Origin of the sequence: Streptomyces marokkonensis (genome assembly GCF_008312835.1) — a bacterium.
In the GTDB taxonomy this organism is placed as follows: domain Bacteria; phylum Actinomycetota; class Actinomycetes; order Streptomycetales; family Streptomycetaceae; genus Streptomyces; species Streptomyces marokkonensis_A.
Map to the genome: position 1 here is coordinate 161,247 of NZ_VSKS01000001.1, position 20,783 is coordinate 182,029.

At 74.1% G+C, this 20,783-nt stretch carries 21 protein-coding genes; 3 read left to right on the forward strand and 18 right to left on the reverse strand.

The window, feature by feature from the left end:
* Positions 1–105: 105 nt before the first annotated feature.
* The 4 genes from F1615_RS00710 to F1615_RS00725 all read right to left on the reverse strand — a co-directional run bounded on the left by F1615_RS00710 (position 106) and on the right by F1615_RS00725 (position 3,961).
* Positions 106–1,335: an NAD(P)/FAD-dependent oxidoreductase gene (locus F1615_RS00710; protein ID WP_149546853.1), complete on the reverse strand. Its 1,230-nt coding sequence runs from the start codon at positions 1,333–1,335 to the stop codon at positions 106–108.
* A 79-nt stretch (positions 1,336–1,414) separates the two neighbouring features.
* Positions 1,415–1,741, reverse strand: a complete 327-nt coding sequence (locus tag F1615_RS00715) for a rhodanese-like domain-containing protein (RefSeq protein WP_149546854.1) — start codon at positions 1,739–1,741, stop codon at positions 1,415–1,417.
* Positions 1,742–1,809: 68 nt separating this feature from the next.
* Positions 1,810–3,276, reverse strand: a complete 1,467-nt coding sequence (locus F1615_RS00720; protein ID WP_149546855.1) for a sensor histidine kinase — start codon at positions 3,274–3,276, stop codon at positions 1,810–1,812.
* Complete coding sequence (locus F1615_RS00725; RefSeq protein WP_149546856.1) at positions 3,266–3,961, reverse strand: response regulator transcription factor; 696 nt, start codon at positions 3,959–3,961, stop codon at positions 3,266–3,268. The genes F1615_RS00720 and F1615_RS00725 overlap by 11 nt, the downstream gene beginning before the upstream one ends.
* A 173-nt stretch (positions 3,962–4,134) precedes the next feature.
* Between F1615_RS00725 and F1615_RS00730 the strand changes: the two genes are divergently transcribed.
* Positions 4,135–4,815 (forward strand): ferritin-like domain-containing protein, encoded by a 681-nt coding sequence (locus F1615_RS00730; RefSeq protein WP_149546857.1) that lies wholly within the window; start codon positions 4,135–4,137, stop codon positions 4,813–4,815.
* Positions 4,816–5,040: 225 nt separating this feature from the next.
* On the opposite strand, the gene F1615_RS00735 is transcribed toward F1615_RS00730, so the two are convergent.
* From F1615_RS00735 to F1615_RS00750, 4 genes are all read right to left on the reverse strand, one after another.
* A complete protein-coding gene (locus tag F1615_RS00735; protein ID WP_149546858.1) occupies positions 5,041–5,481 on the reverse strand; it encodes an SRPBCC family protein in 441 nt (146 codons plus the stop codon).
* An 80-nt stretch (positions 5,482–5,561) separates the two neighbouring features.
* On the reverse strand, positions 5,562–5,900 hold the full coding sequence (locus F1615_RS00740; protein WP_149546859.1) for an ArsR/SmtB family transcription factor: 339 nt from the start codon (positions 5,898–5,900) through the stop codon (positions 5,562–5,564).
* The gene (locus F1615_RS00745; protein ID WP_149546860.1) at positions 5,897–6,361 is read right to left on the reverse strand and encodes an SRPBCC family protein; all 465 of its coding nucleotides are present in this window, start codon (positions 6,359–6,361) and stop codon (positions 5,897–5,899) included. The genes F1615_RS00740 and F1615_RS00745 overlap by 4 nt, the downstream gene beginning before the upstream one ends.
* A 94-nt stretch (positions 6,362–6,455) precedes the next feature.
* Positions 6,456–7,196: an NIPSNAP family protein gene (locus F1615_RS00750; RefSeq protein WP_244328596.1), complete on the reverse strand. Its 741-nt coding sequence runs from the start codon at positions 7,194–7,196 to the stop codon at positions 6,456–6,458.
* A 129-nt stretch (positions 7,197–7,325) separates the two neighbouring features.
* Here F1615_RS00750 and F1615_RS00755 point away from each other — a divergent pair, with 129 nt between their 5' ends.
* Both F1615_RS00755 and F1615_RS00760 read left to right on the forward strand, forming a co-directional pair.
* Positions 7,326–8,303 carry a helix-turn-helix transcriptional regulator gene (locus F1615_RS00755; RefSeq protein ID WP_149546861.1) on the forward strand — a complete coding sequence of 326 codons (978 nt, stop codon included), beginning with the start codon at positions 7,326–7,328 and terminating at the stop codon, positions 8,301–8,303.
* Between the two features lie 125 nt (positions 8,304–8,428).
* Positions 8,429–8,962, forward strand: coding sequence for a hypothetical protein (locus tag F1615_RS00760; protein ID WP_149546862.1), 534 nt, complete (start codon positions 8,429–8,431; stop codon positions 8,960–8,962).
* A 10-nt stretch (positions 8,963–8,972) separates the two neighbouring features.
* On the opposite strand, the gene F1615_RS00765 is transcribed toward F1615_RS00760, so the two are convergent.
* From F1615_RS00765 to F1615_RS00810, 10 genes are all read right to left on the reverse strand, one after another.
* Positions 8,973–10,199 (reverse strand): erythromycin esterase family protein, encoded by a 1,227-nt coding sequence (locus F1615_RS00765; protein WP_149546863.1) that lies wholly within the window; start codon positions 10,197–10,199, stop codon positions 8,973–8,975.
* A 70-nt stretch (positions 10,200–10,269) separates the two neighbouring features.
* Positions 10,270–11,235 (reverse strand): LLM class flavin-dependent oxidoreductase, encoded by a 966-nt coding sequence (locus F1615_RS00770; RefSeq protein ID WP_149546864.1) that lies wholly within the window; start codon positions 11,233–11,235, stop codon positions 10,270–10,272.
* A 10-nt stretch (positions 11,236–11,245) separates the two neighbouring features.
* Positions 11,246–13,030, reverse strand: coding sequence for an ABC transporter ATP-binding protein (locus F1615_RS00775; RefSeq protein WP_149546865.1), 1,785 nt, complete (start codon positions 13,028–13,030; stop codon positions 11,246–11,248).
* Positions 13,027–16,098: a lantibiotic dehydratase gene (locus tag F1615_RS00780; protein WP_149546866.1), complete on the reverse strand. Its 3,072-nt coding sequence runs from the start codon at positions 16,096–16,098 to the stop codon at positions 13,027–13,029. Before F1615_RS00780 ends, F1615_RS00775 begins: the two co-directional genes overlap by 4 nt.
* Before the next feature lie 5 nt (positions 16,099–16,103).
* A complete protein-coding gene (locus F1615_RS00785) occupies positions 16,104–17,402 on the reverse strand; it encodes a lanthionine synthetase C family protein (protein WP_244328597.1) in 1,299 nt (432 codons plus the stop codon).
* A 140-nt stretch (positions 17,403–17,542) separates the two neighbouring features.
* Positions 17,543–17,731 (reverse strand): FDLD family class I lanthipeptide, encoded by a 189-nt coding sequence (locus F1615_RS00790; protein ID WP_149546868.1) that lies wholly within the window; start codon positions 17,729–17,731, stop codon positions 17,543–17,545.
* A 122-nt stretch (positions 17,732–17,853) separates the two neighbouring features.
* A complete protein-coding gene (locus tag F1615_RS00795) occupies positions 17,854–18,171 on the reverse strand; it encodes a response regulator transcription factor (protein ID WP_149546869.1) in 318 nt (105 codons plus the stop codon).
* Positions 18,168–20,090 (reverse strand): ABC transporter ATP-binding protein, encoded by a 1,923-nt coding sequence (locus F1615_RS00800; protein ID WP_149546870.1) that lies wholly within the window; start codon positions 20,088–20,090, stop codon positions 18,168–18,170. The genes F1615_RS00795 and F1615_RS00800 overlap by 4 nt, the downstream gene beginning before the upstream one ends.
* Positions 20,090–20,527, reverse strand: coding sequence for a lasso peptide biosynthesis B2 protein (locus F1615_RS00805; RefSeq protein ID WP_149546871.1), 438 nt, complete (start codon positions 20,525–20,527; stop codon positions 20,090–20,092). The genes F1615_RS00800 and F1615_RS00805 overlap by 1 nt, the downstream gene beginning before the upstream one ends.
* Positions 20,524–20,775 (reverse strand): lasso peptide biosynthesis PqqD family chaperone, encoded by a 252-nt coding sequence (locus F1615_RS00810; RefSeq protein ID WP_149546872.1) that lies wholly within the window; start codon positions 20,773–20,775, stop codon positions 20,524–20,526. The genes F1615_RS00805 and F1615_RS00810 overlap by 4 nt, the downstream gene beginning before the upstream one ends.
* Between the last annotated feature and the right edge of the window lie 8 nt (positions 20,776–20,783).

Below are 20,783 nucleotides of genomic sequence, written 5' to 3' on the forward strand. Positions count from 1 at the left end.
ATCCGGGATTTACCCCCGGGGGTATGGGGAAGGGTCGGGTCCGCCCTTGTCGGGGGCGGGAGGGGGAGGGGCCGGCCCGGGCCGGGGGATGCCCGGGCCGGCCGGTCAGAGGCGGCCGGTGAGCATGCCGTGCCAGTAGACCGGCGGCAGCCCGTACCGCTTGAACGCCCACATCGTGCGCCGCTCCTTGAAGGGGTCGATCAGCGGGAAGGAGGGCGTGGGCCTGAGGTCGTAGTCGAACTCCGCGAGCAGCATCCGGTCGCGCGCGGTCACCAGCGGGCAGGACGTGTAGCCGTCGTAACGGTGCGACGGAGAGCGTCCGTTCATCACGTCCAGAAGATTCCCCGCGACCACCGGGGCCTGCTTGCGGACGGCCGCTCCGGTCTTCGAGGTGGGCAGGTTGGCCACGTCGCCCAGCGCGAAGACGTTGTCGTGGGAGGGGTTCTGCAGGGTGTATTTGTCGGCGGCGACGAAGCCCTGCGGACTGGCCGGGTCGGCGAGCGGACTCGCCTTCACCCAGTCGGGCGCGCTCTGCGGCGGCACGGCGTGCAGGAGGTCGAAGCCGACGGTCTCCTTCGTGCCGTTCGCGTGGTCGGTGAGGACGACCTCGCGGGCGTCGCCGTCGACGGCGGTCATCTCGGAACGCAGCCGCACCTCGATGCCGTACCGGCCGGCCACCTGCTCCAGCACCCGCGACCACGCGGGCACCTTGAACAGTGCCGGATCGGGGACGACGAGGATGATCCGGATGTCGTCGAGAACTCCCTGCCGGCGCCAGTGGTCGGCGGCCAGGTACGCGATCTTCTGCGGGGCGCCGCCGCACTTCAGCGGGGACGCCGGGTGGGTGAAGACGGCCGTGCCCGAGCGCATCCGCCGGATCAGGTCCCAGGTGCGCGGGGCGTACTCGGGTGCGTAGTTGCTGCTCACCCGGTCGTGCCCGACGGCCTCGGCCAGCCCCGGCACGCCGTCCCAGTCGAGCTGGATGCCGGGCGCCATGACGAGGTACTCGTAGGTGAGCTCGGCGCCGCCGGACAGGGCCACGGTGCGGGCCCCGGGGTCGACGGCCAGGGCCCGGCGGCGGATCCACCGCACACCGTCCGGTACGACCGACGCCTCGGGGCGGCGGGTGACGCGCAGGGGTGCCTGGCCGCCGCCGACCAGGGTCCACAGCGGCTGGTACCAGTGGGTGTCGGACGGCTCGATCAGGGTGATGTCGCTGACGCCGGCGCGGCGCAGGCGGGCCGCGACGCTGATGCCGGCGCTGCCGCCGCCGACGACGGCGACTCTGTGGCGGCCGGAGATCGGGGCGTCGGCGGGGGAGGGGGTGGCTGCCACGGCGGAGGTCCTTTCCAGCGGGTGGGGTGAGGGTGCCGGTTCCGGGGTGCGACGGGTGGTGCGCGGAGGCCGGCCGGGATCAGGCGGAGTGTTCGGGTGCGCCGGCCGTCACGGGGCGTCCGCCGCGGGCCCAGCCGCGGGTGCCGCCGGTCACGGAGTAGGCGTCGATGCCGCGGGAGGTCATCCAGTCGGCGGCCGTTCTGCTGCGGTTGCCGCTGGCGCAGATCACGTACACCGGCCGGCCGGCGGGCAGTTCGGCGCACCGGGCGGGCACGGTACGCAGTGGCATCAGCCGCGCGCCGGGGACGTGCCCGGCCGTGTACTCGTCCGGTTCCCGTACGTCGACCACCAGCGCGCCGTCGGCCCAGTCCGCCGCGAACGCCTCCTGCGTCACTTCACGGGCCATGTCGTTACCTCCTCAATTACCCCGGGGGGTATCCATGCGCCGAGCGTACGACCGCCTCGCGGGAGACGTCAAATACCCCCAGGGGTATTTGACCCCGAGGCAAGGTCCCGCGAGCCGCCGGCGCCGGGAACGGTCCGGCCCCCGTGTGTCGCGGCCCTGGGCAGCCGGATGGTCATCCGCGTCCCGCCTCCCGGCCCGGAGTCCGCGGTAACCGTGCCGCCGTGGGCGGTGACCAGCTCCTTGACGACGGCCAGGCCGATACCGCTGCCGCCGCCCGCGCGGGCGCGTGCACCGCGCCACAGGCGGTCGAAGACGTGCGGCAGCTCCTCGGCGGGGATACCGGGGCCCGTGTCGGCCACCTCGACGAGCGCCTCCGTGGAGGTGGCGGACGTCGTGACGGTCACGGAGTCGCCGGGACGGCAGTGGCGGGCGGTGTTGCTCAGCAGATTGCCCAGGGCCTGGTGCAGCCGGTCCGCGTCCGCGCGGACCGTCAGGGGGGCGGGGCCGGGGACGGTGCGGACGGTCATCCCCGCCGTGTGCAGCTCGGCCTCCCGCTCGGCCACGGCGGCACCGGCCAGGGCGGCCAGATCCACCTCGGCCAGGCGCAGGGAGAAGCGGGCCGACTCGGCCTCCGCGAGCTCCCCGAGGTCGTCGACGACGCGGCCCAGCCGCAGCGCCTGGTCGTGCAGGGATGCCAGACGCCGGGCCGACGGGTCGGCGAAGCCGTCCCGCAGTTCCTCAAGACCCGCCCGCAGCGAGGCCAGGGGCGTGCGCAGCTCGTGGGCCACGTCGGCGGCGAGCCGGTGGCGGGCCCGCTCGGCGCGGCCGACGTCGTCGGCCATGGCGTCGAAGGCACGTGCGAGATCTCCCAGCTCGCCGGGCGCCTCGACCCGGGCCCGGGCGGCGCGGTCACCCGCGGCCAGCGCGCGGGCGGTGGCCGCGACCCGGACCACGGGAGCGGTCAGGCGCCGGGTCACGAACCAGCTCACCGCCAGAGCCGCCGCCAGCGCGGCCGCGGTGGCCGCGGCGATCCAGCCCCAGGCGGCCGACAGCCCCGACGTGCCGGAGCCGGCGGGGAAGGCCAGGTGCACGGAGCCGACGGCGTTGCCGCCGACCACCACGGGCGCGCCGGCCCGGGCCGGCGAACCGGCGTCCTGTTCGCGGGGTCCGCGATCCGTGCCCGACATGCCGTGCTCGTCATCCGTCCCGGAGGCGCGGAACACCACCTCGTCGTCCGCGTTCCGCACGGTGAGCACCGCGTCGGCACCGGCGGCGGCGGAACGCGCCGCCGAAAGGTCGGCGGCCTGCCAGCCGCCCGCGGCCCGGTAGGCGTCGGCGGCGGCCTCGGCCACCCGCGACGCGGTGCGCTGCCGGTCGGCCCGGTGCGCGCTGCTGAGCCCGAGGTCGGTGCCGACGAGCGCCGCGGCCGTCAGCAGGGCCACGGACGCCAGCGCGACCACGGCGAACGCGGCGAACAGCCGCCGGCCCAGCGGGCCGAGCCCGCCGGGGCGTGACGGACGGGGCTCACGGATCACGGCCCCACCCCAGGCGGTAGCCCACGCCCAGCACCGTCTCGACCAGCTCGGGGCCGACGTCCCCGAGCTTGTGCCGCAGGTTCTTCACATGCGAGTCGATCGTCCGCTCGTACCCGGCGAACTCGTAGCCGCGCACCCGGTTGACGAGCTCGTAGCGCGAGTACACCCGGCCCGGTACCGACGCGAGCGCGGTCAGCAGACCCCATTCGGTGGGCGTCAGCCCGAGCGGCACACCGGACAGGGTCACCTCGTGCCGGCTCTCGTCGATCCGCAGCCGTCCTCCGCCGTACGAGGCGGCCGGAGCCGCTCCCGCCGACGAACCCCGGGCCCGCTCCAGCACCGCGCCGACCCGAAGTACCACCTCGGTGGGGCTGAACGGCTTGGTCACGTAGTCGTCGGCTCCGAGCCGCAGCCCGTGGATACGGTCCTCGACGCCCGTGCGCGCCGTCAGCACCACCACCGGCACCCGTCCGCGCTCGCGGGCCTCGCGCAGCACCTCTTCCCCGTCCACATCGGGCAGGCCGAGGTCGAGCAGGGTCAGATCGATGCCCCGCTCGCCGAGCAGCCGTACGGCCTCGGCGCCCGACCCGGTCGTCAGCACCCCGTGTCCCGCGCGCTCCAGGTAGCGGCGCAACAGCTCGCGGATCTCCTTCTCGTCCTCGACGACGAGCACGGTGGCGGCCATGTGCCACACATACCCGCCCGGACTGCGTGCCGGCGAGGGCCGAACGGCCCCAACCGCTCGCCGGGCCGTCTCCATGCCGTCTCCACACGCGGCGCACGGCGTCTGCGGGACCCGGCGGGACGGTGACGGTGCGGGAACGCGAGGACGCTCCCGCGCACCCGAGGAGGTTCGTCATGAGGCGCAACACCACGATCGCGACGGCAGTCGCCGCGGGCGTTCTCGCCCTCGGCTCGGTGGCGGCCGTCGGCCCGGTGGCCGCGGACCCGGGCGGAGCCGCGCCGGTGGCCGCGCAGACCGCGTCCCGGAGCACGCCGCCGAGTGACCGGCACGCAGGGCCCCACCACGGCGGGACCACGGACGGCGTCCGGCGGCACGACGGAATCTGCGACCCGGCCGCCCTGGCCGAGCGGGGCACCCTGACGGCCGCGCAGAAGGACACTCTGGCGAGCATGGCCGAGGAGGAGAAGCTCGCGCACGACCTCTACACCGTGTTCGCCGAGCGCTACGACGCGCGGATCTTCGATCGGATCGCGACGGCCGAGACCCGGCACCTGACCGCCGTCCGCACCCTCCTGGACCGCTACGACGTCACCGACCCGACCGCGGGGAAGCCGGCCGGCGAGTTCACCGATCCGGCCGTCCGCGCCACCTACGACCGGCTCCTGCGGCAGGGCGAGGACAGCCTGTCCGGGGCCCTGAAGGCGGGCCGCACGGTGGAGACCGAGGACATCGCCGCACTGACCGGGGCGCTGTCCGGGCTCACCGCCCCCGACGCGCGCCAGGTCTACGGCGATCTCCTCGCCGCCTCTCAGAGGCATCAGGAGGCGTTCGACCACTGGATCTCTCCCGAGTAGTCCGGACGGGTCCGGTCGTGGGCGCTGCCGTCGTCGTGCCCACGACCGGAAGGCGGGCCGGAGGAACCGTGATGGCCGGATGCCGCCGCTCATAGGCATGGTCATGCCAATACAGTGAGGCGTCCTGGCCGGCGCTCGCCGCCGGCCTCGGGCCGAGCCCCGACCGGTAGCCCGGGGGTGTGGCCCGGCGGCCGGGCCACACCCCCGGGCGGGGCGCTCGGCCGTCTAGTGCCAGTTGCTGATCCTGACGTCCTGCGGCGCGGGGTCGCCCGAGCCGGTTTCGAGCAGCTTCTTGAGGCTCATCAGGAAGGTCGCCCACTTGGTGCTGCAGTGGTACATGAATTCCACCGGCTCCCTCCAGCCCTCGTGCCGGAACAGGACGATCGTGAAGCCGTCCTCCTCCTTGAGTTCGAAGCGGACCCGTGTGCCCAGCCACTCCTCGGGGCCGTCGACGACCTCCCAGACCACGTGCGCGGCGGGCCGGGCGTCCAGGACCTTCATGTCGAACCCGCCGGGCTCGAACCGGAACCGGATGACTCCGCCCACGCCGGGGTCGCCGTCGGTGTCCCGCGTCCACCAGCCCGCCAGTCCTTCGACCGTGGTCAACGCCGCGTAGACGGCGTCGGGAGACGACGTGACTCCGATCCTGTGCAGGATGTCCACCATGGTGATGCCTCTTCCTCGTGCGGGGTTCCTTGTGCGGGTACCGCCGGCGGATGCGGCGGCGTTCCTTCCTTCGTGCGGGGTCAGCCCCCCTGGCCGCGCTGGATCGCCTCGGCGATCCGCTTGATGCGCTGGAGCCGGGCGTCCCAGGCGGCCCCGACCGACGACAGCTGCGCGACGGCGCGGGCGAGCTGGGCCTCGTCGACCTCGTAGAGCCGCTCACGTCCGGAGGGCGTGACGTGCACCAGCCCGACCCGGTGGAGCACGCCGAGGTGCTTGGCGACCGCCTGCCGCGTGACCGGCAGCCGCTCGCTCAGTGTGGTCGCCGTCCCGCCGCCGTCGGCGAGCAGCAGGTCGAGCATCCGCCGCCGGGTCGGGTCGCCCACCGCGGACCAGAGCTCGTCGTCGACAGTGACGCTCATGCCGTCGACACCAGCCGGTCGACGTAGCTGACGAGGCGGGGCAGGAAGTGGTCCCAGCCGGTGACGTGGTCGCGGTAGTGCTCCTCGAGCACGGCCGCTTCCCAGCCCCTCTCCCGGAACCCCGCCTCGGTGAGGCGCAGCAGCGTGCCCGTACCGGACGGCATCAGCTCGAAGGTCACCAGGAACGAGTTGTCCGGCGTCGCGGTCTCCCCCTGGTCGTACACCCACCGGAAGGAGAACCGGCGGGGCGGATCGGCCTCCACCACCGTGACCGGTACGACCGTCGCCTCCGGGGTGCCGCTGACCCCGAACGAGACGGTCCCGGTGGCCCCGGGCACCGGATCGAGCTCCGCTTCGTCCGGCCACCACTCCTTCAGGTGCTCGGGCCTGCTGACGACCTCGTAGACCACCTCGGGCGTGGCCTCGATGCGGATCTCCCGCTCGATGCTGCCGTACTCCATGCCGGACCCCTCACCTTTCGCAACCTTTGGTTGCGTATAACTGTAAGTCCGTTTCCCGTGACGCGCAACCGCTGGTTGCAGGACGGGGGGGGCGTCAGCGGATCAGCGAGCGGCCGGTGGGAGCCAGCCGGAGTGTCCGGGGTGCGGCCGTCTGCGCCCGCTCGAGGGCCGGCAGGACCGCGTCCCGTACGAGGGGGTGGTCCCGCACGTCGGCCAGGTGCCGTCGGTGGTCGCTCTCGTCCGGGTACGAGGTGAGGACCGCGACGACGTTCTCGCCGGTGCGGACCGGCAGCCGGGGGAACGTGTTGGGGGCGGACTCGGTGGCCAGGACGGCGAGCGGCGCGGGTCCCGTCCCGCGGAGCACCGGGAGAAGGCCGTCCCGGATCAGTGCGAAGCCGTCCTGTCGCCCGGGAGGGAAGGACCACAGCGTGACGGACACGAAGCGCTCCGGTGCCGGGGCGCCGGCCCGGGGCCGCCCGGCGGGGGAGACGGCGAAACCGGTCCCGGCCGACAGCGGTCGCAGCAGGAGCACGTCGTCGGAGTCGATCATGGTGGCGTTGGCCCGGGGACCGTGCTCGGCCCAGACCGGGCCGCCGTAGAAGGCCGTCAGCGCGCTGTGACGCGCCGCCATGTCCCGGAATCCCCGCAGCCAGACGAAGCGATCGGGATCGTCGAGATCCCGGAACTGGCCGAGCACGGCCATCCCGGTCTCCTCCTGGGTCTCCACGAACTCCCGGTCGAACAGCTCGATGAGTTCGTCGCGCCGGCCGGGACGCAGCGTGTACTGGCGGAGCTCGATCACGGAGGGGCGGTCGGCGGCGTGGGTGGGAGGCACGGCGGGCTCCTGTTCGGTTCTCTTCTCCGGGCAAGTGAGCCCGGCTCCTCCCGGTCGGAGCCGGGCGCGGACCGACGGTAGGGGAGCCGTGTGCCAGGGGCTGTCAGGGTTTCCTGGAAGAATGCGCCCATGTCTGCCGGTCGACTGCTGTCGGTGCTGCTGTTGCTGCAGTCCCGTGGCCGCATGTCCGCGCGGGAACTCGCCGGTGAACTGGGGGTGTCCGTACGGACCGCCTACCGTGACCTGGCACGTCTGCAGGCCGCCGGGGTCCCGGTCTACGCGGAGCCGGGGCGCGGGGGCGGCTACCGGCTGCTCGACGGGTACCGCACCCGCCTCACCGGCATGAGCGAGGGCGAGGCGCGGGCCCTGTTCTTCGCCGGGCTGCCCGGGCCCGCCACCGAGCTGGGCATCGCGGCCGAGGTGACGGCGGCACGGCTGAAGCTGCTGGCCGCGCTGCCGACGGCACTGCGCGAGGAGGCGACGCGGACCGCGGCGGTGTTCCACCTGGACGCCCCCGGCTGGTACCGGGACCCCGAACGGGCCCCGCATCTGCCCCTGTTCGCCGACGCGCTGCTCACCGGGCGTGCCGTGGACGTGCGCTACCGCCGCTGGCGGGCCCCGCACGAGGTGAGGCGCCGCCTGCGCCCCTACGGCCTGGTGCTCAAGTCCGGCACCTGGTACCTGGTCGCCGCCGGGGAGGACCGGATCGCGACCTACCGGGTCGCCCGGGTCCTCGACGCGGTGCCGAGCGACGAGCGGTTCGACCGGCCGCCGGACTTCGACCTGGGTGCGTACTGGACCTCCTACCTCGACGATTTCCGGACGCGCCGCTACACCGGCACGGCCACCGTCCGCCTCTCGCCACGGGGGCGGCGGCGCCTGCCCGACAACGTCCCCCCTGAGGTGGTCCGGGCCGTCGACACCACGGCGGTCGCCGTCGGCGACGACGGGTGGGTGGAGGCCGTCATCCCGACCGAGAGCACGGACCACGCCTGCGGTGAGCTGCTCCGGCTCGGCACCGACGTCGAGGTCGTCGCACCGGCCGGACTGCGCCGGGCGATGGCCGCCACGGTGGAGGCACTCGCCGGCACGTACGGGCTCGCCTGACGCCGGGACGGCCGCAGACGACGTGCCGTGAACGCACCCGTGGCCGAAAACGGCACCGCACCTCCGCGTCCGGCGGACACTGGGGGCCTGTGATCACCAGGCCGAGCAGGGAGTAAGGCGCTGCGATGGATCCGTTCGTGTACGTGCCCGCCGACGATCCGCTCTTCGGTGCGGTCGGGATCGAACTCGACCACGAGGCCGGGACGCTGGGCGTGAGCGGGGGCGGGCTGCCGACGGTCGAGATCCGGCGGGCCCCGGGGACCCCCCTGGAGACCCATGTGCCGATCGGGACGCGCGACCCCGGCCGGCTCACCCTGCTCGTCGACGGCGCCGAGGAGACCCTGCGGCCCGCCAAGGGGTTCCTGACCCGGCGGTCGTACCGGGTCGAGGTCGTCTCCGGGACGCGGCAGTGCGGGCATCTGCTGGTTCCGGACTCCCTCGGCACCAGCCGCCTGCTGCGGGACGGACGGCGGCTCGGCGTCTTCACGTCGACCGGCGACGGAAAGGTGACGGCCGAGTGGGAGACCGGGAACGGCGCCAAGAACGCCCCGGAGCCCTACGACGCGTCCGTGGGGTACGCGCTCGCCGCCGCCTTCGGGACCGGCGCCGAGCCGATGTGGAAGCTCACCCTCGACGCCGCGCTCGACCTGTGGCCCTGACGCGGGGGCCTCAGGTCCCCGTCCCGGGCAGCGGGTGGGAGCAGGTCGAGCGCGCGACGAACGCGAGGCCGTCGTAGTCCTGGGCCGGAACGAGCGGCGCCGTGTGGAAGCGGTAGACGAACCGGGGGACGTTCGCGCCGAAACTGCGCTGCGCCTGCGGGCTGTTCAGCCACGGTGCCGTTCCGGTCCGCAGGTCGGCGTAGTAGTCGCCGCGTACGGCGTCCGCGAGCCGCGCCTCCAGGGAACGGATGCCGGTGCCGATGCGGTGCGGTACCGGAGGGCCCTGGAGGTCGTCGCCGCGACGGGCGAGGAAGGAACCCCTGCCGAAGAAGAGGGCCAGGGCGTAGTAGGCGTTGCCGTACCGTTCGCGGAGCCTGCTGCCGAGGGCGGGGACCCGTTCCCCGTACGTGCCCTTGGCGATGTGGCCGTTGTGCGCCCAGACCATCACGCGCGCCCCCGGGTCGTCGTCCACGAGGCGGGTGACGGCCTCGGCCATGTAGCGGTCCCGCGCGGCGAACACGCTGTCCTCGCCGGCCGAGGGGTCGAAGGGGCGGGTCACCAGGTCGGCGGCGCGGACCAGGATCCGCGCGTGCTCCAGCGCCTCGTCCGCGCCGTCGCCGGGCCCCGACCGCCCGCGGTGGTCCGCGACGAGGCGTTCGATCTCCTCGGCCTGCCGCATCAGCGCCCGGTCCGGGTCGGGCAGCGAGGCCGGGCGGGCCCGGGCGAGCACCTCGAGGGCGTGGGTGTCCCCGGCCCGTCCGGGCGCCGTCCGGCGCAGGAAGGCGGTGACGGCCTCGACGGAGTCGGCGCAGCGCTGGGGGTCCGTGCCGACGAAACGGACCCGGCGCTCCTCGGGCAGGTCGCGGTTGTGGGCGCGCAGCCACTCGACGAGGTCGACCGTCTCCCGGGTGCGCCAGGTCCAGAAGCCCAGCCGGGCGACGAGCCGTTCGGGGTCGCCGGTGCCGTGCCGCACATAGGCGTCGAGCGCGCGGCCCGCGGACTGGCTGGCCTCCATGGCGAGGGCGGTGAACCCCTCCTCGCGCACCAGGAACTCCACGATGCGGTGCTTGAGCCGGAAGAACTCGCCGGTGCCGTGGGTGGATTCGCCCAGGCCGACGATCCGCGTCCCGCGCAGGGCCTCGCCCAGCGGCTTCAGGTCCTGCGTGGGCGCGCCGGGTGTCAGCGTGCCCAGGGGGTGGGCGTGCTCGGTCAGCCAGCGGACGATGTCGTCGGGCACCGCGGTGCCTCTCCTCCCTGCGTGCGGCCGGGCGCGCGGGCGCGCCCGGGCCGTCGCACCCGGTCGTGGGTCAGTTCGTCGCCTCCCGGCAGGCCGCGAGGATGTCCCGCAGGTCCCGCACGGCGTCCGGTTGGCCATGCTCGGCATACACGCCCGCGACGTTGACGACAACTTCGTCCACCCCCGCCCGGCCGTAATCGGCCAGCCGCGCGGCGATGTCCCCGGGCGTGCCGTGGAGGAAGACGCCGGCGTCGACCAGGGCGCGGGCGCCGAGGTTCGGGCGGCTGTGGTGGACGCGCAGGCCGGCGCGGCGCAGCATGTCGGCGTAGTGCGGTCCGGCGAGGTGGACGTGGGCCGCGGCGTGGGCGAGCCGGTAGGCGTTGCGGCCGGGACGGTCGACGGCGGCGTGCACGACGGTGACGACGCGGGGCACGGCCCGGCCCGCCTCGGCAGCCCCCTTCGCCATGGCGGGCAGCAGGGTGTCACTGACGTAGGCGGGCGGGGTCATCCAGCTGACCGCCGCGTCCGCCACCCGGCCGGCCGCGCGCGCCAGCGTCGGCCGGAGCACGCCGAGTCCCACCTCCACGCCCGGATGCGGCAGTCCCGGCAGGCCGACGGAGGCGCCGTCGCCGGCCGCGGCGGCCCCGTCCTCGGTCCCGATCAGCCGCCGGACCTCGGTCAGGTACTCGACGCAGGCGTCGCGCGGGCTGTCGTACGGCTTCCCGTGCAGCCCGGCGACGAAGTCGGGTGTCGCCGGGCCGAGTCCGAGGACCATGCGGTGCCCGGTGAGCACGGCGAGCGAGCGCGCCTGGACCGCCGCGTCCAGCGGGTGCCGCAGCGGCATGAGGGCGACCGAGGTGCCGACCGGGACGCGGTGGCCCATGCCGGCCAGGTAGGCGAAGACCTGCTGGGTGTCGGCGCTGAGCGACTGCCCCTGCCAGAGGCGGGCCGCCCATCCGTCGGAGACGAGCGCGGCGAAGGGGACCACGGGGCGGGGGTCCGTCGGCATGACGGGGTACAGGACGGATACGTGCATCGCTCGACCTCTAGGGGGACGTGGCCTCGGTCAGATAACCCGAGGCCTGGAGACGGAAGAGCCGGGCGTAGACGCCGTCGGCGCTCAGGAGTTCCTGGTGCACACCGTGCTCGATGACCCTGCCGTTCTCCATGACGACGATCCGGTCCGCCATCCGGACCGTGGAGAAGCGGTGGGCGATGACCAGGGACGTGGCACCGCGGGCGACGTCCTTGAGCCGGCCGAAGATCTCCGCCTCCGCCTCCGCGTCGATGGCGGCCGTCGGCTCGTCGAGGACGACGACGGGGGCGCGGCGCATGAACGCCCGGCTCAGGGCCATCTTCTGCCACTGGCCGCCGGAGAGCTGGTGGCCGTCCTCGAAGTGGCGCCCGAGCGTCGTGTCGTAGCCGCGGGGCAGCGCCTCGACGATGGCGTCGGCGCCGGCGGCGCGTGCCGCCTCGGCGACGCGCCCGGTGTCCTCGCGGGCCTCGACGCGGCCGAAGCCGATGTTGTCGCGGACCGGCAGCTCGTAGCGGATGAAGTCCTGGAAGATGACGCCCATGTGGCGTTGCAGGTCGTCGAGGTCGTACTCCTCGATCGGCACGTCGTCGACGAGGATCTGGCCGCTGGTCGGCTCGTAGAGCCGGGTGAGGAGCTTGACCAGGGTCGTCTTGCCGGCGCCGTTCTGGCCCACCAGCGCGACGCACTCGCCTGCGGGCAGGGTGAAGCTGACTCCGTCCAGGACGACCCGGCCGGTGCCGGGGTAGACGAAGCGGACGTCGCGGAACTCGATGCCCTTGCGGAGCGTGTCCGGGAACGGCCGCGTGCCGCCCTTGAGCCGCCGCTCGGGCAGGGCGAAGAAGTCGAAGAGGTTGCCCAGGAACAGGCTGTCCTTGTACAGGGCGGCGATGCCGAGCAGCATGCCGTGCGCGGAGACCTGGATCGACCCGACGGCCTGGAGGTAGCCGGCGAGCTGGCCGACCTGACCGGCGTGGGTCGTCGTGTGGATCGCCCAGAGCACGGCGCCGGAGGAGGCGGCGACGCTGAGGAGGCCCAGGACGCCGCCGAGCACGGACTGCCGGCGGGCGAGGCGGCGGTCGATGTCGAAGAAGGTGCGGACGAGGCGGGTGTAGAGCTCCACCAGGTGCGGACCGAGCTGGAAGAGCCGGATCTCCTTGTAGGAGTGGTCGGTGGTGGTGAGGTGCTGGTAGTAGTACAGACGGCGCCGGTCGGCGGCCCGGTCGTACTCGATCTCGTACGCCTTGTGGCTGAAGAACATGTACGAGACGACCGACGGGACGGGCGAGAGCAGGATCACCAGGGCGATCCACGGGCTCCAGGAGAACAGCACCACGCTGACGGTCACCAGGGTGACCAGTTCCCGCGCGACCTCCAGGAGCTGGGTGAAGACCTGGTAGACGCGGCCTCCGTTGCTCTCCTGGAAGGCGCGCTGCATCTTGTCGTAGACCTCGGCGTCCTCGTACTGCTGGAGGTCGAGCATGGTGCCCTTGCGCATCACCCACTCGCCGATGCGGGCGGTGAGTTCGAGCCGCAGCAGGGTGTCGAGGTACTGCATGCAGGTGCCCAGTACGTGGTTGGCGAGGCCCACCCCGAGCAGGGCGGCGCCGGCGAGGAGCGCGCTCCGTCCGGCGTCCGGGTCGCCGGTGACGGCGTCGGCCACGCCCTGCACGGCGGCGGCGACCAGGCCGATCTGCGCCGCGGGCACCAGGGCGAGGAGGACCGAGACGGCCGTGAAGGCGGACACCCGCAGCGGGCTGAGCCGCCAGAACAGCGCGCTGACGCGCAGCCAGATCATCGGCCCTCCCCCGTGGTGGCGGCCGTCCGGCTGCGGACGGCGCGCAGCACGTGGGCCCACAGGGCGTGGCTGCGGGCCTCCCGGTCGAGGTCGATGGGGAGCAGCCGGTTGATCTGCATGTGCGCGAGACTGGCGAGGACGGAGTCCTCGGAACCGACCAGGACGCCCCGGCGGGCCGCCTCGCGGACGGCTGCGGCCGTCTCGGCGACGGCGGACGCCTGGGCCGCGAAGGTCTCCTCGAGGAGCAGCCGGTGCGCCCGGCCCTCCTCGTGCGGGTCCCGGTCCCAGGGGCTGAGGAGTTCGCACAGGTAGGCGCGGTGCTCGCGGAACAGCGCCCGGGTGTCGCGGACGTGGGTCCCGTCCTGCCCGCCGGCCAGGGCGGCGCGGCCGTCCGCAGGGACGCCCCACTGGGCGTGGAGGGTGTCCAGCGCGGCGACGGCCAGGAACTCCGGCCTGATGTCGGGCCGCCGGGCCAGCAGCAGGGCGGTGGCCTCGCTGTTGGCCATGAAGAGCCGCTCGGCCGCGTCGAAGACGTCCGGGCCGCCGTAGCGGGCGGTCTCGGGGGCGTAGGAGGCGAGTTCGACGTCCCGGGCGAGGCCCCGGGCCACGAGGTCCCGGCCCCACGCGGTGACCTGGGTGAGGGTGCGGGCGGGGTCGGTGCCGCGCACCCGCAGGCGCAGGTGGGGGAAGGGGTCGGCGTAGCGGATGTAGAACCAGCGGTCCAGGAGCCCCTCGCCGCCCAGCCCCGCGACGAGGTCGAGGAGCGGGCCGGCGATGATCTCGTCCTGCCCCTCGGGGGCGGCGTAGACCTTGAGGAACGTCCACGGGCCGCCGGGCAGATGGCGCTCCACGGGCACCTCGCGGCGGTGCCGGGGGAGTGGCGCACGGGTCGCGCGGACGGCGTCGCGGGCCACGACGGGCACGACGACCTCGGCGGCGTAGCGCTCCCCGGCGGCGTCCTCGAGCCACATGCCGTCGAAGGACGGCAGCATCTCGTGCAGGACGAGCGTGCCGCGCTTGTCCAGCTCCGCGCGGAGTTCGGCGCGGCAGGCGGGGTGGTCGAGGTCCAGGAGCAGCCGCTGGTCGGCCTCGACGAGGTACACGTGGCGGGGCACGTCCCAGCGCCGCCGCCAGCCGTCGAGGTCGTCGGCGGGGCGCGCCGGGACCGCGTCCGCGGTGGTGAGCCGCCACTGCGCGGGCCGCAGGACGATCCTGCCGCGGGTCACGCGCGGCAGGAAGGGGGCCGCCTCGGCGGGGCCCCAGTGGAAGCCGGCCGGCATGACGCAGCCGTCCTGGGACACCTCGATCAGGAACCGCGCCACGTTCGGCGCCAGCGTCGGGCTGAGCATGTGGTGCTGGGCGACCACGACCTCGCGGTCGAGCCTGCGCGACCACAGGTGGAACCGGTCCCCGCTGACGCCGACGAGGATGTCGTCGAGGGGGAGGACCCTGTCGGGGCCCACGGAGGGCGCGGTGTTGACGGGGATCTCGTACGGGCGGAAGGCCGGGCGCAGGGTGACGTTGGCCGCGCGGCCGTACGGCGGCAGGAACGCCAGCTCCGCGTAGGCGACGTCGGGGAAGAGGGCCTCCTCGGCGCGGGCGTACCCGCGCAGCCGCTCCACGGCGGGCTCGCCGAGCAGATCGCTGAAGCGCCCGAAGGTGCGGCCGCCGTAGGTGAGGCTGTCGGAGCGCAGGACGGCCCGCCACTCCCCCCGGTCGACGGCCGCGCGGTCGGCGGCGTGGATCTGCAGGTACGCCTCCATCGCGGGCGGCGGATCGGCCACCGGCCCGGGCGGCGCGAGACGGTCCAGCCAGGCGTCGGTCAGCTCGACCTCGCGGGACCGGTCCCACCAGGCCTGCTGGGCGAACTCGACGAGCGCCCCGTCGAGCCGGGCGGTGTCGTCGGGCGGCGCCGCGGGGAGCTCGATGGCGCGCGGCGGGTTGGTGTACGTCGGCGGCGCGTCGAGGCCGGTGTCGGGGCTGAGCAGGGCGAGCACCGGCACGCGGGTGCCGGCGCCGTACCGCTCGGTGAACTCCTCGCGGTAGCGCGTGAGGTGGTTGCGGGTGCCGTGGGCGGCACTGAGCCGCACCAGGAGGCCCACGGCCTCGGCCGCCGCCTCGCCGATCGACGCGTTCAGGACGGGCTCGTCCAGGTGCAGGGCGGTGTCGGCCTGGTAGGACCGGCCGTCGTGGCCGGGGACGAGGTCGCGCTGCGCGGCGGCCAGCCGGCGCAGCGACGCGGTGTCGTCCGCCCGGTCGGCGAGGTCGGTGACTGCGGCGAGCCGGTCGGCGGTCTCCTGTGCGGCGGGGACGCCGGTGAGCTTCTTCAGCACGTGGTGTTCCGGACGTTCCGCCGTCTGCGGGGGACGCAGGTCGCCGATGAGGAAGCCGAGGTCCCACATCTGCCGCACCAGGCCCTCGACGGTCCCGGCCGAGGCCTCGGGGAAGGCGGCGGCGAGTTCGGCCGTGATCCGCTCGTACGGGACGGGCGTCGCGGCGCACCGCATGACGAGGCCGACGGCCGGCGTGGCCCTGATGCGCACGGTGCGTGCGTCGTGCCGTCCGTACTTGTCCGCCTGCGGCAGCACGACGCGGTCGCCGGCCGGGACCGCCATCGGGTTGAGGACGAGGTGGAGCCGGCGGAGCAGATCGCCGTCCTCCTCCAGGCGCTCGATCAGCGCGAGCAGCCAGCCCATGTCGGCGCGCACGCGCAGCCGGTGGTCCTCGGGGCGGCCGAGCCGGGCCGTGGTGCCGGGGCCGAACTCGCCCATCGCCACGCCGGAGAAGGCGCCGAAGGGGGTGGGCCGGGTCGCCATGCGGGTCACGTAGCGCAGCAGCCCGGAGCGCAGCCGGCGCAGGCGCTTTCCGCTGAGGTCGCCGAGCCGGTCGAGGCCGGTGGTCAGGTCCTCGCTGGCGACGAGCAGGGCGCGCGCGACGTCGGGGCGGCGGGCGAGGTCGATCAGGGCCTGCGGGGTGCCGTCGGGGTCCGCCGTGACGTCGAGCCACGTGCGGGCGGGCAGGACAGGGGAGCGCAGCAGGAAGAAGCCGGCGGGCTCGTACGGGGTCATGGGCGTCACCGGCCCAGGAACGCGCGGAACCAGTCGGGCCGCTGGTCGCCGACGGCGGCGAGCAGGGTCAGCGCGACGCCGGTGGCGCCGGTGAGGAGCCCCGGGTCGTCGACGGGCCTGCCGGGTTCCTCCAGGTCGGCGAAGCCGAGCGGGCGGTCCGGTTCGTGGCGGTCGAGGAGCTGCCCGACCAGCTCCGGCAGGTGTGCGCGGGCGGCGGCGCTCCAGGGGGCGAACTCAAGGGTCAGCATGACCAGTCCGGCGAGGCCGTGGCAGAGCGTCGGCGAGAGCGGCCGGCGCTGCCCGGCGCGGGCGAGCGCGCCCTCGAAGGCGGTGACGGCGGCGGCACGCAGCTCCTCGTCCGCGGTGGCGGAGGCGACGGTGAGGAGGGCGCCGGCGACGCCGACGGTGCCGTAGCACCAGGCGATCCGGTCGTGGGCGCACCCGGCGGAGACCTCGTGACCGTGCTCGTCGACGGGGGTGCCGTCGCCCCACAGGGGTCCGTGCGCGTCGGTGTCCGCCTGTGCGCGGAGCCAGCGGGTGAGGCCGGCGACGGCCTCCAGGTGGCCGGGGCGGCGGTGGCCCGCCTCCCAGGCGGCGGCGAGGGCCGCGGCGACGCCCGGGACGCCGTGCGAGAGACCGAGGTTGAGGTACCCGTGCGGGTACTTGGCGTGGTAGTCGCCGACGGGCGGGTAGGACGCGGGCGTGATGAGCCAGCGGTGCGGGGTGCCCTCGGTCTCGGCGGGTCCGGCGAGCCAGATGAGGTAGTCGGCGAGGGCGGCGGAGGCCTCGGCGACCCGCTCGGAGGGTTCGGTGACGGAGACGAGCTGGGCGAGGGTGCCCGCGGCACCGGTGACGAGGTCGTAGTCGAGGTCGCTGACGGCCCGCTCGGTGCGGTGCGGTGGAGCGGCGAGGACCTGCTCGGCGAGTTGTTCCGTCAGCCGGTCGAGGCTGGGGCGGAAGCGGGGTTCGTCGCGGGTGATGTCGGCGAGGGCGAGCACGAGGCCGCTGGTGCCGGCGAACAGACCGTAGTGCTCCAGGGGTTCGATCTGGGTGGAGAGGACCGCCTCGCGTATGTGGTCGTGCGCCGTGTCGAAGGCGCCGAGCCCGGCGCGGGCGGCGTACAGGTGCAGCAGCGCGGAGCCCGCGTGGCCGTGGGTGAGACCGGGCGGGTACCAGGCGCCGGTGGTGTCGCTCTGTTCGGCGGCGCGCAGCGCGAGGTCGTCGACCTGGGCGGTGGTCGCGGTCCGGGTCAGGACCTGCCGGACGGCCGTCCGCGCGCGGCTCACGAGGTCGTCGTCTGCCACGCGGACCCAGCTGTCGGTACCGTGGTGGGCGAGTTGCATGGTGGTCAGTCCCTGTCTGTTCGGCGTGCTTCTCGCGCTCTGCGACGACGGGTGCTGCCGTGTCTCCACCACGGCAGCACCCGTCGGGCGTTCGCCCGTGGTTACTTGCCGCCCACGCAGAAGATCGTGCACATGGAGGTGCAGGCGCAGGTCTTGGTGACCTGGCAGCCGACCCGGGTGCAGACGGTGCGGGTGGCGATCGTCGAGATGGACGGCGGGGGCGCCTGCTCACCGGCGGGGCCGGCGGCGGGGGCGGAGATCCGGGCGTCCAGGTCGAATGCGTCCGACATGTTTTTCCTCTCACGGTTCTTCCCGGCGTATTGATCCGCCGGGGTGCCGGGGTGGTTCCCGGCGTCGGGGAAAATCCTGTCGAATCGTTTCCGCCGGTTCCATTGGCCGTGGCGACAATATTTCAGGTCGTGGTGCGGGACGCCGTCTCCTGCCGCCCGGAGTTCGCGTATTCCGTGGAGAACACGTACGACGCCAGGCAGACGGTGAGGCGTGAATTCAATTCCAGTTTCTCCATGACGGCGGCGACGTGCGCGCGGACGGTCCGCTCGGTCACGTGCAGCCGTCTGGCCATGCGTTCGTTGGAGAGTCCCTCGGCGAGCAGGAGGAAGGTCTCCTGCTCGCGCGGGGTGAGGCGGCCGACCCGCTCCAGGGCCGGTTTCCAGTGCGGTGCGCCCGGTGCGCGGGCACCGGCGGGCGTGTGGGGGGCGGTGGCGCTCACGGTGCTGCGGTGCTCCTGTCTGCGGCGGGCCGGTCGAGCGGCCGGGTGAGGTGATCGGTGGTCAGCCTGCGGTAGAACGGGTCCTCGGCGAGCAGTTGCTCGTGCGAGCCCACGGAGGTGACGCGGCCGTCGTCGAGGACGACGATCCGGTCGGCCGCGCGGACGGTGGACATGCGGTGGGCGACGACGAGCAGGGCGCGTTCCCGGGAAATGTCCCGGAGCACGTCGGTGAGGTCCCTTTCGTTGATCGGGTCGAGTTGTGACGTCGGTTCGTCGAGCAGGACGAGTTCGGGCCGGACGAGGAGTGCGCGGGCGATGGCGACTCTTTGCCGTTCCCCGCCGGAGAGATTGAATCCGCGGTCGCCGACTTGCGTTTCCAGGCCGTTCGGAAGGCGGGCGACGAGTTCTTCGAGATTCACCATCCGCAGTGTCTCCCGGATTTCCCTCTCGTCCGCCGACGGATTCGCGTAGACGAGATTGTCCCGCAGCGTTCCGTACAGCAGGGGCGCGTGCTGCTCGACCAGTCCGATGCGGGCGCGGTGGACCCGTGGGTCGACGCCCCTGAGGTCGGCGCCGTCGAAGAGGACCTGCCCGCCGTCCGGCTCGTAGAACTTCTCGGCGAGGGAGACGATCGTCGTCTTGCCGGCGCCGGACCGCCCCACCATGGCCAGGAGCCCGGTGCGCGGTACGGAGAAGGAGACGTCGCGCAGCACCGGCCGTGTGCCGTACGCGAACGAGACCCGGCGCAGTTCCAGCAGGGGCACCTCGGCAGGACCGTCCGCCGGGGCGGGGGCCGGGAGCGGGGGCGGCGTGGCGGCCTCGTCCTGCTCGACGGGCAGGCGCAGCACGTCGTCGATGCGCTGGAGCGAGCCGAGGCCGCGCTGGATGAGGCTGAGCGCGTTGAAGAGGCCCGCGAGCGGCATGACCAGGTAGGTGGCGAACAGGAGGAACGCGACGAGTTCGCTGACGGACATGGAACCCTCGGACACCCGGATCGCGCCGATGAGCAGGACGAGCAGGAACGAGCCGTTGACCGCGATCTCCATGGCGGGTCCCACGACGGAGCCGAGCTTCGCGGAGCGCACCCCGGCGGTGTAGGCGGTGTCGACGTCCGCGCCGATGCGCTCGGCCTCCCGGTGCTCGGCGCGGCCGGCCCGTACGGTCCTGATGCCGCCGAGGGCGCGTTCCAGGTCGGCGGTCATGGCGCCGACACCGGCGAGGGCCTGCTCGGTGCTGCTCCGGATGCCGGCCATCACACCCGCGACGAGGACGGCGGCGACCACCAGCGTCCCGGCGACGACGAGGAACATCACCCAGTCGATCCACAGCATCAGCCCGGCGGCGCCGACCCCGGTGACGGAGACGGTGACGAGCTGGACGAAGCTGCCGGCGACCATGTCCCGCAGCACCGTGGTGTCGGTGCCCACCCTGGACAGCAGGTCGCCGGCGCGCCGGCCGTCGAGCTCGCTGACGCGGACGAAGAGCAGGCGTTCGACGAGCCGTCGGCGCAGCCGCCGGACCACGCTTTCGCCGGTCACGTCCAGCAGGTACTGTCCGCCTGCCTCCAGGCCCGCCTGGACGAGGAAGAGCGTGGCGAGCGCCGCGACGAGCGCCGAGACGGTCTGGTCCGCGGAGACCCTGTCGATCAGACGCATCGTCAGCAGCGGCTGGAACAGGCCGAGGACGGTGCCCGCGACGGTCAGGGCGAGCGCGGCGCCCACGGTCCGGCCGCTGCCGCGCAGCAGCCGCAGCAGATCGCCGGTGGCAGGCCGGGCGGCCCCGGTCCCGTCGTCGCCCGGGCGCGCACCGGCACCGGCCGTCTTCCCCTCCCCGGGTCGCGCCGCTGCTCCGGCCCCGGTCGTGGCCTCGGTCCCGGCCGCCGTCCCGGGTTCGGCGAGCGGCCCCGCGTGGTCGGTCATCAAGCGTTCCTCTCCTCGCTTCCGGAGCCCACGGTGATCAGCCTCCGGAAGTAGTTCTCGGGCAGTTCCTCGCCCACCAGCCGGCCCTCCGCCTCGACCCAGGCGTGGGCGCCGAAGGGCGGTGCGGCGCGGACGCCGACGCACCAGGTGGGCCACTCGCCGCGGGCCCGGCACAGCAGTGCGGTGGCGACCGAGCGCGGAAGGCAGCCCTCGCGTCCGGCGCAGACCGCGCTGACCGTGGTGACGGCCTGGCGGGCCCGGTAGGTACGGTCGTGGCCGGCCGGGCGGGCTCCGCGTGACACCAGCCCGAGCACCCGCCCCAGCCGGGCAGGCGGCAGGAGCAGCAGGGGCCGGGCCACGGCCACGGCGACGCGGGCCCCGGCACGCTGGAGGAACGACGTACCGGTGTGGGCCTCCGGGACGGGGTGGAAGCTCATGGCCGTACCAGCCCGGCGTCGCGCAGGGAGGAGAGCAGCGCGGTCACATCGGCCCGCGCCCGGTCCTCGTCGACGTCGAACTCGGCGCACAGAAGGCCGGTGACGTCCTCGGCCGGGGCGCCGTCGAGCAGGGCCGTCAGGACCAGGCCGCCGGTCGGGTTGAGCTCCCAGTACTCACCCGTGCCGCCGTCGAGCAGCACCTTGCCGTAGTCCGTGTCCACCACGGACACGTCCTCACGCAGTCGCATGGGGTTCC

Coding starts and splice junctions, on each gene's coding strand:
- F1615_RS00715 (WP_149546854.1), bottom strand. CDS start 1,741: ATGGCCCGTGAAGTGACGCAGGAGGCGTTCGCGGCGGACTGGGCCGAC.
- F1615_RS00725 (WP_149546856.1), bottom strand. CDS start 3,961: ATGGCCGCCACCGTGCTCGTCGTCGAGGACGAGAAGGAGATCCGCGAG.
- F1615_RS00730 (WP_149546857.1), top strand. CDS start 4,135: ATGAGGCGCAACACCACGATCGCGACGGCAGTCGCCGCGGGCGTTCTC.
- F1615_RS00735 (WP_149546858.1), bottom strand. CDS start 5,481: ATGGTGGACATCCTGCACAGGATCGGAGTCACGTCGTCTCCCGACGCC.
- F1615_RS00740 (WP_149546859.1), bottom strand. CDS start 5,900: ATGAGCGTCACTGTCGACGACGAGCTCTGGTCCGCGGTGGGCGACCCG.
- F1615_RS00745 (WP_149546860.1), bottom strand. CDS start 6,361: ATGGAGTACGGCAGCATCGAGCGGGAGATCCGCATCGAGGCCACGCCC.
- F1615_RS00755 (WP_149546861.1), top strand. CDS start 7,326: ATGTCTGCCGGTCGACTGCTGTCGGTGCTGCTGTTGCTGCAGTCCCGT.
- F1615_RS00760 (WP_149546862.1), top strand. CDS start 8,429: ATGGATCCGTTCGTGTACGTGCCCGCCGACGATCCGCTCTTCGGTGCG.
- F1615_RS00770 (WP_149546864.1), bottom strand. CDS start 11,235: ATGCACGTATCCGTCCTGTACCCCGTCATGCCGACGGACCCCCGCCCC.
- F1615_RS00775 (WP_149546865.1), bottom strand. CDS start 13,030: ATGATCTGGCTGCGCGTCAGCGCGCTGTTCTGGCGGCTCAGCCCGCTG.
- F1615_RS00780 (WP_149546866.1), bottom strand. CDS start 16,098: ATGACCCCGTACGAGCCCGCCGGCTTCTTCCTGCTGCGCTCCCCTGTC.
- F1615_RS00790 (WP_149546868.1), bottom strand. CDS start 17,731: ATGTCGGACGCATTCGACCTGGACGCCCGGATCTCCGCCCCCGCCGCC.
- F1615_RS00800 (WP_149546870.1), bottom strand. CDS start 20,090: ATGACCGACCACGCGGGGCCGCTCGCCGAACCCGGGACGGCGGCCGGG.
- F1615_RS00805 (WP_149546871.1), bottom strand. CDS start 20,527: ATGAGCTTCCACCCCGTCCCGGAGGCCCACACCGGTACGTCGTTCCTC.
- F1615_RS00810 (WP_149546872.1), bottom strand. CDS start 20,775: ATGCGACTGCGTGAGGACGTGTCCGTGGTGGACACGGACTACGGCAAG.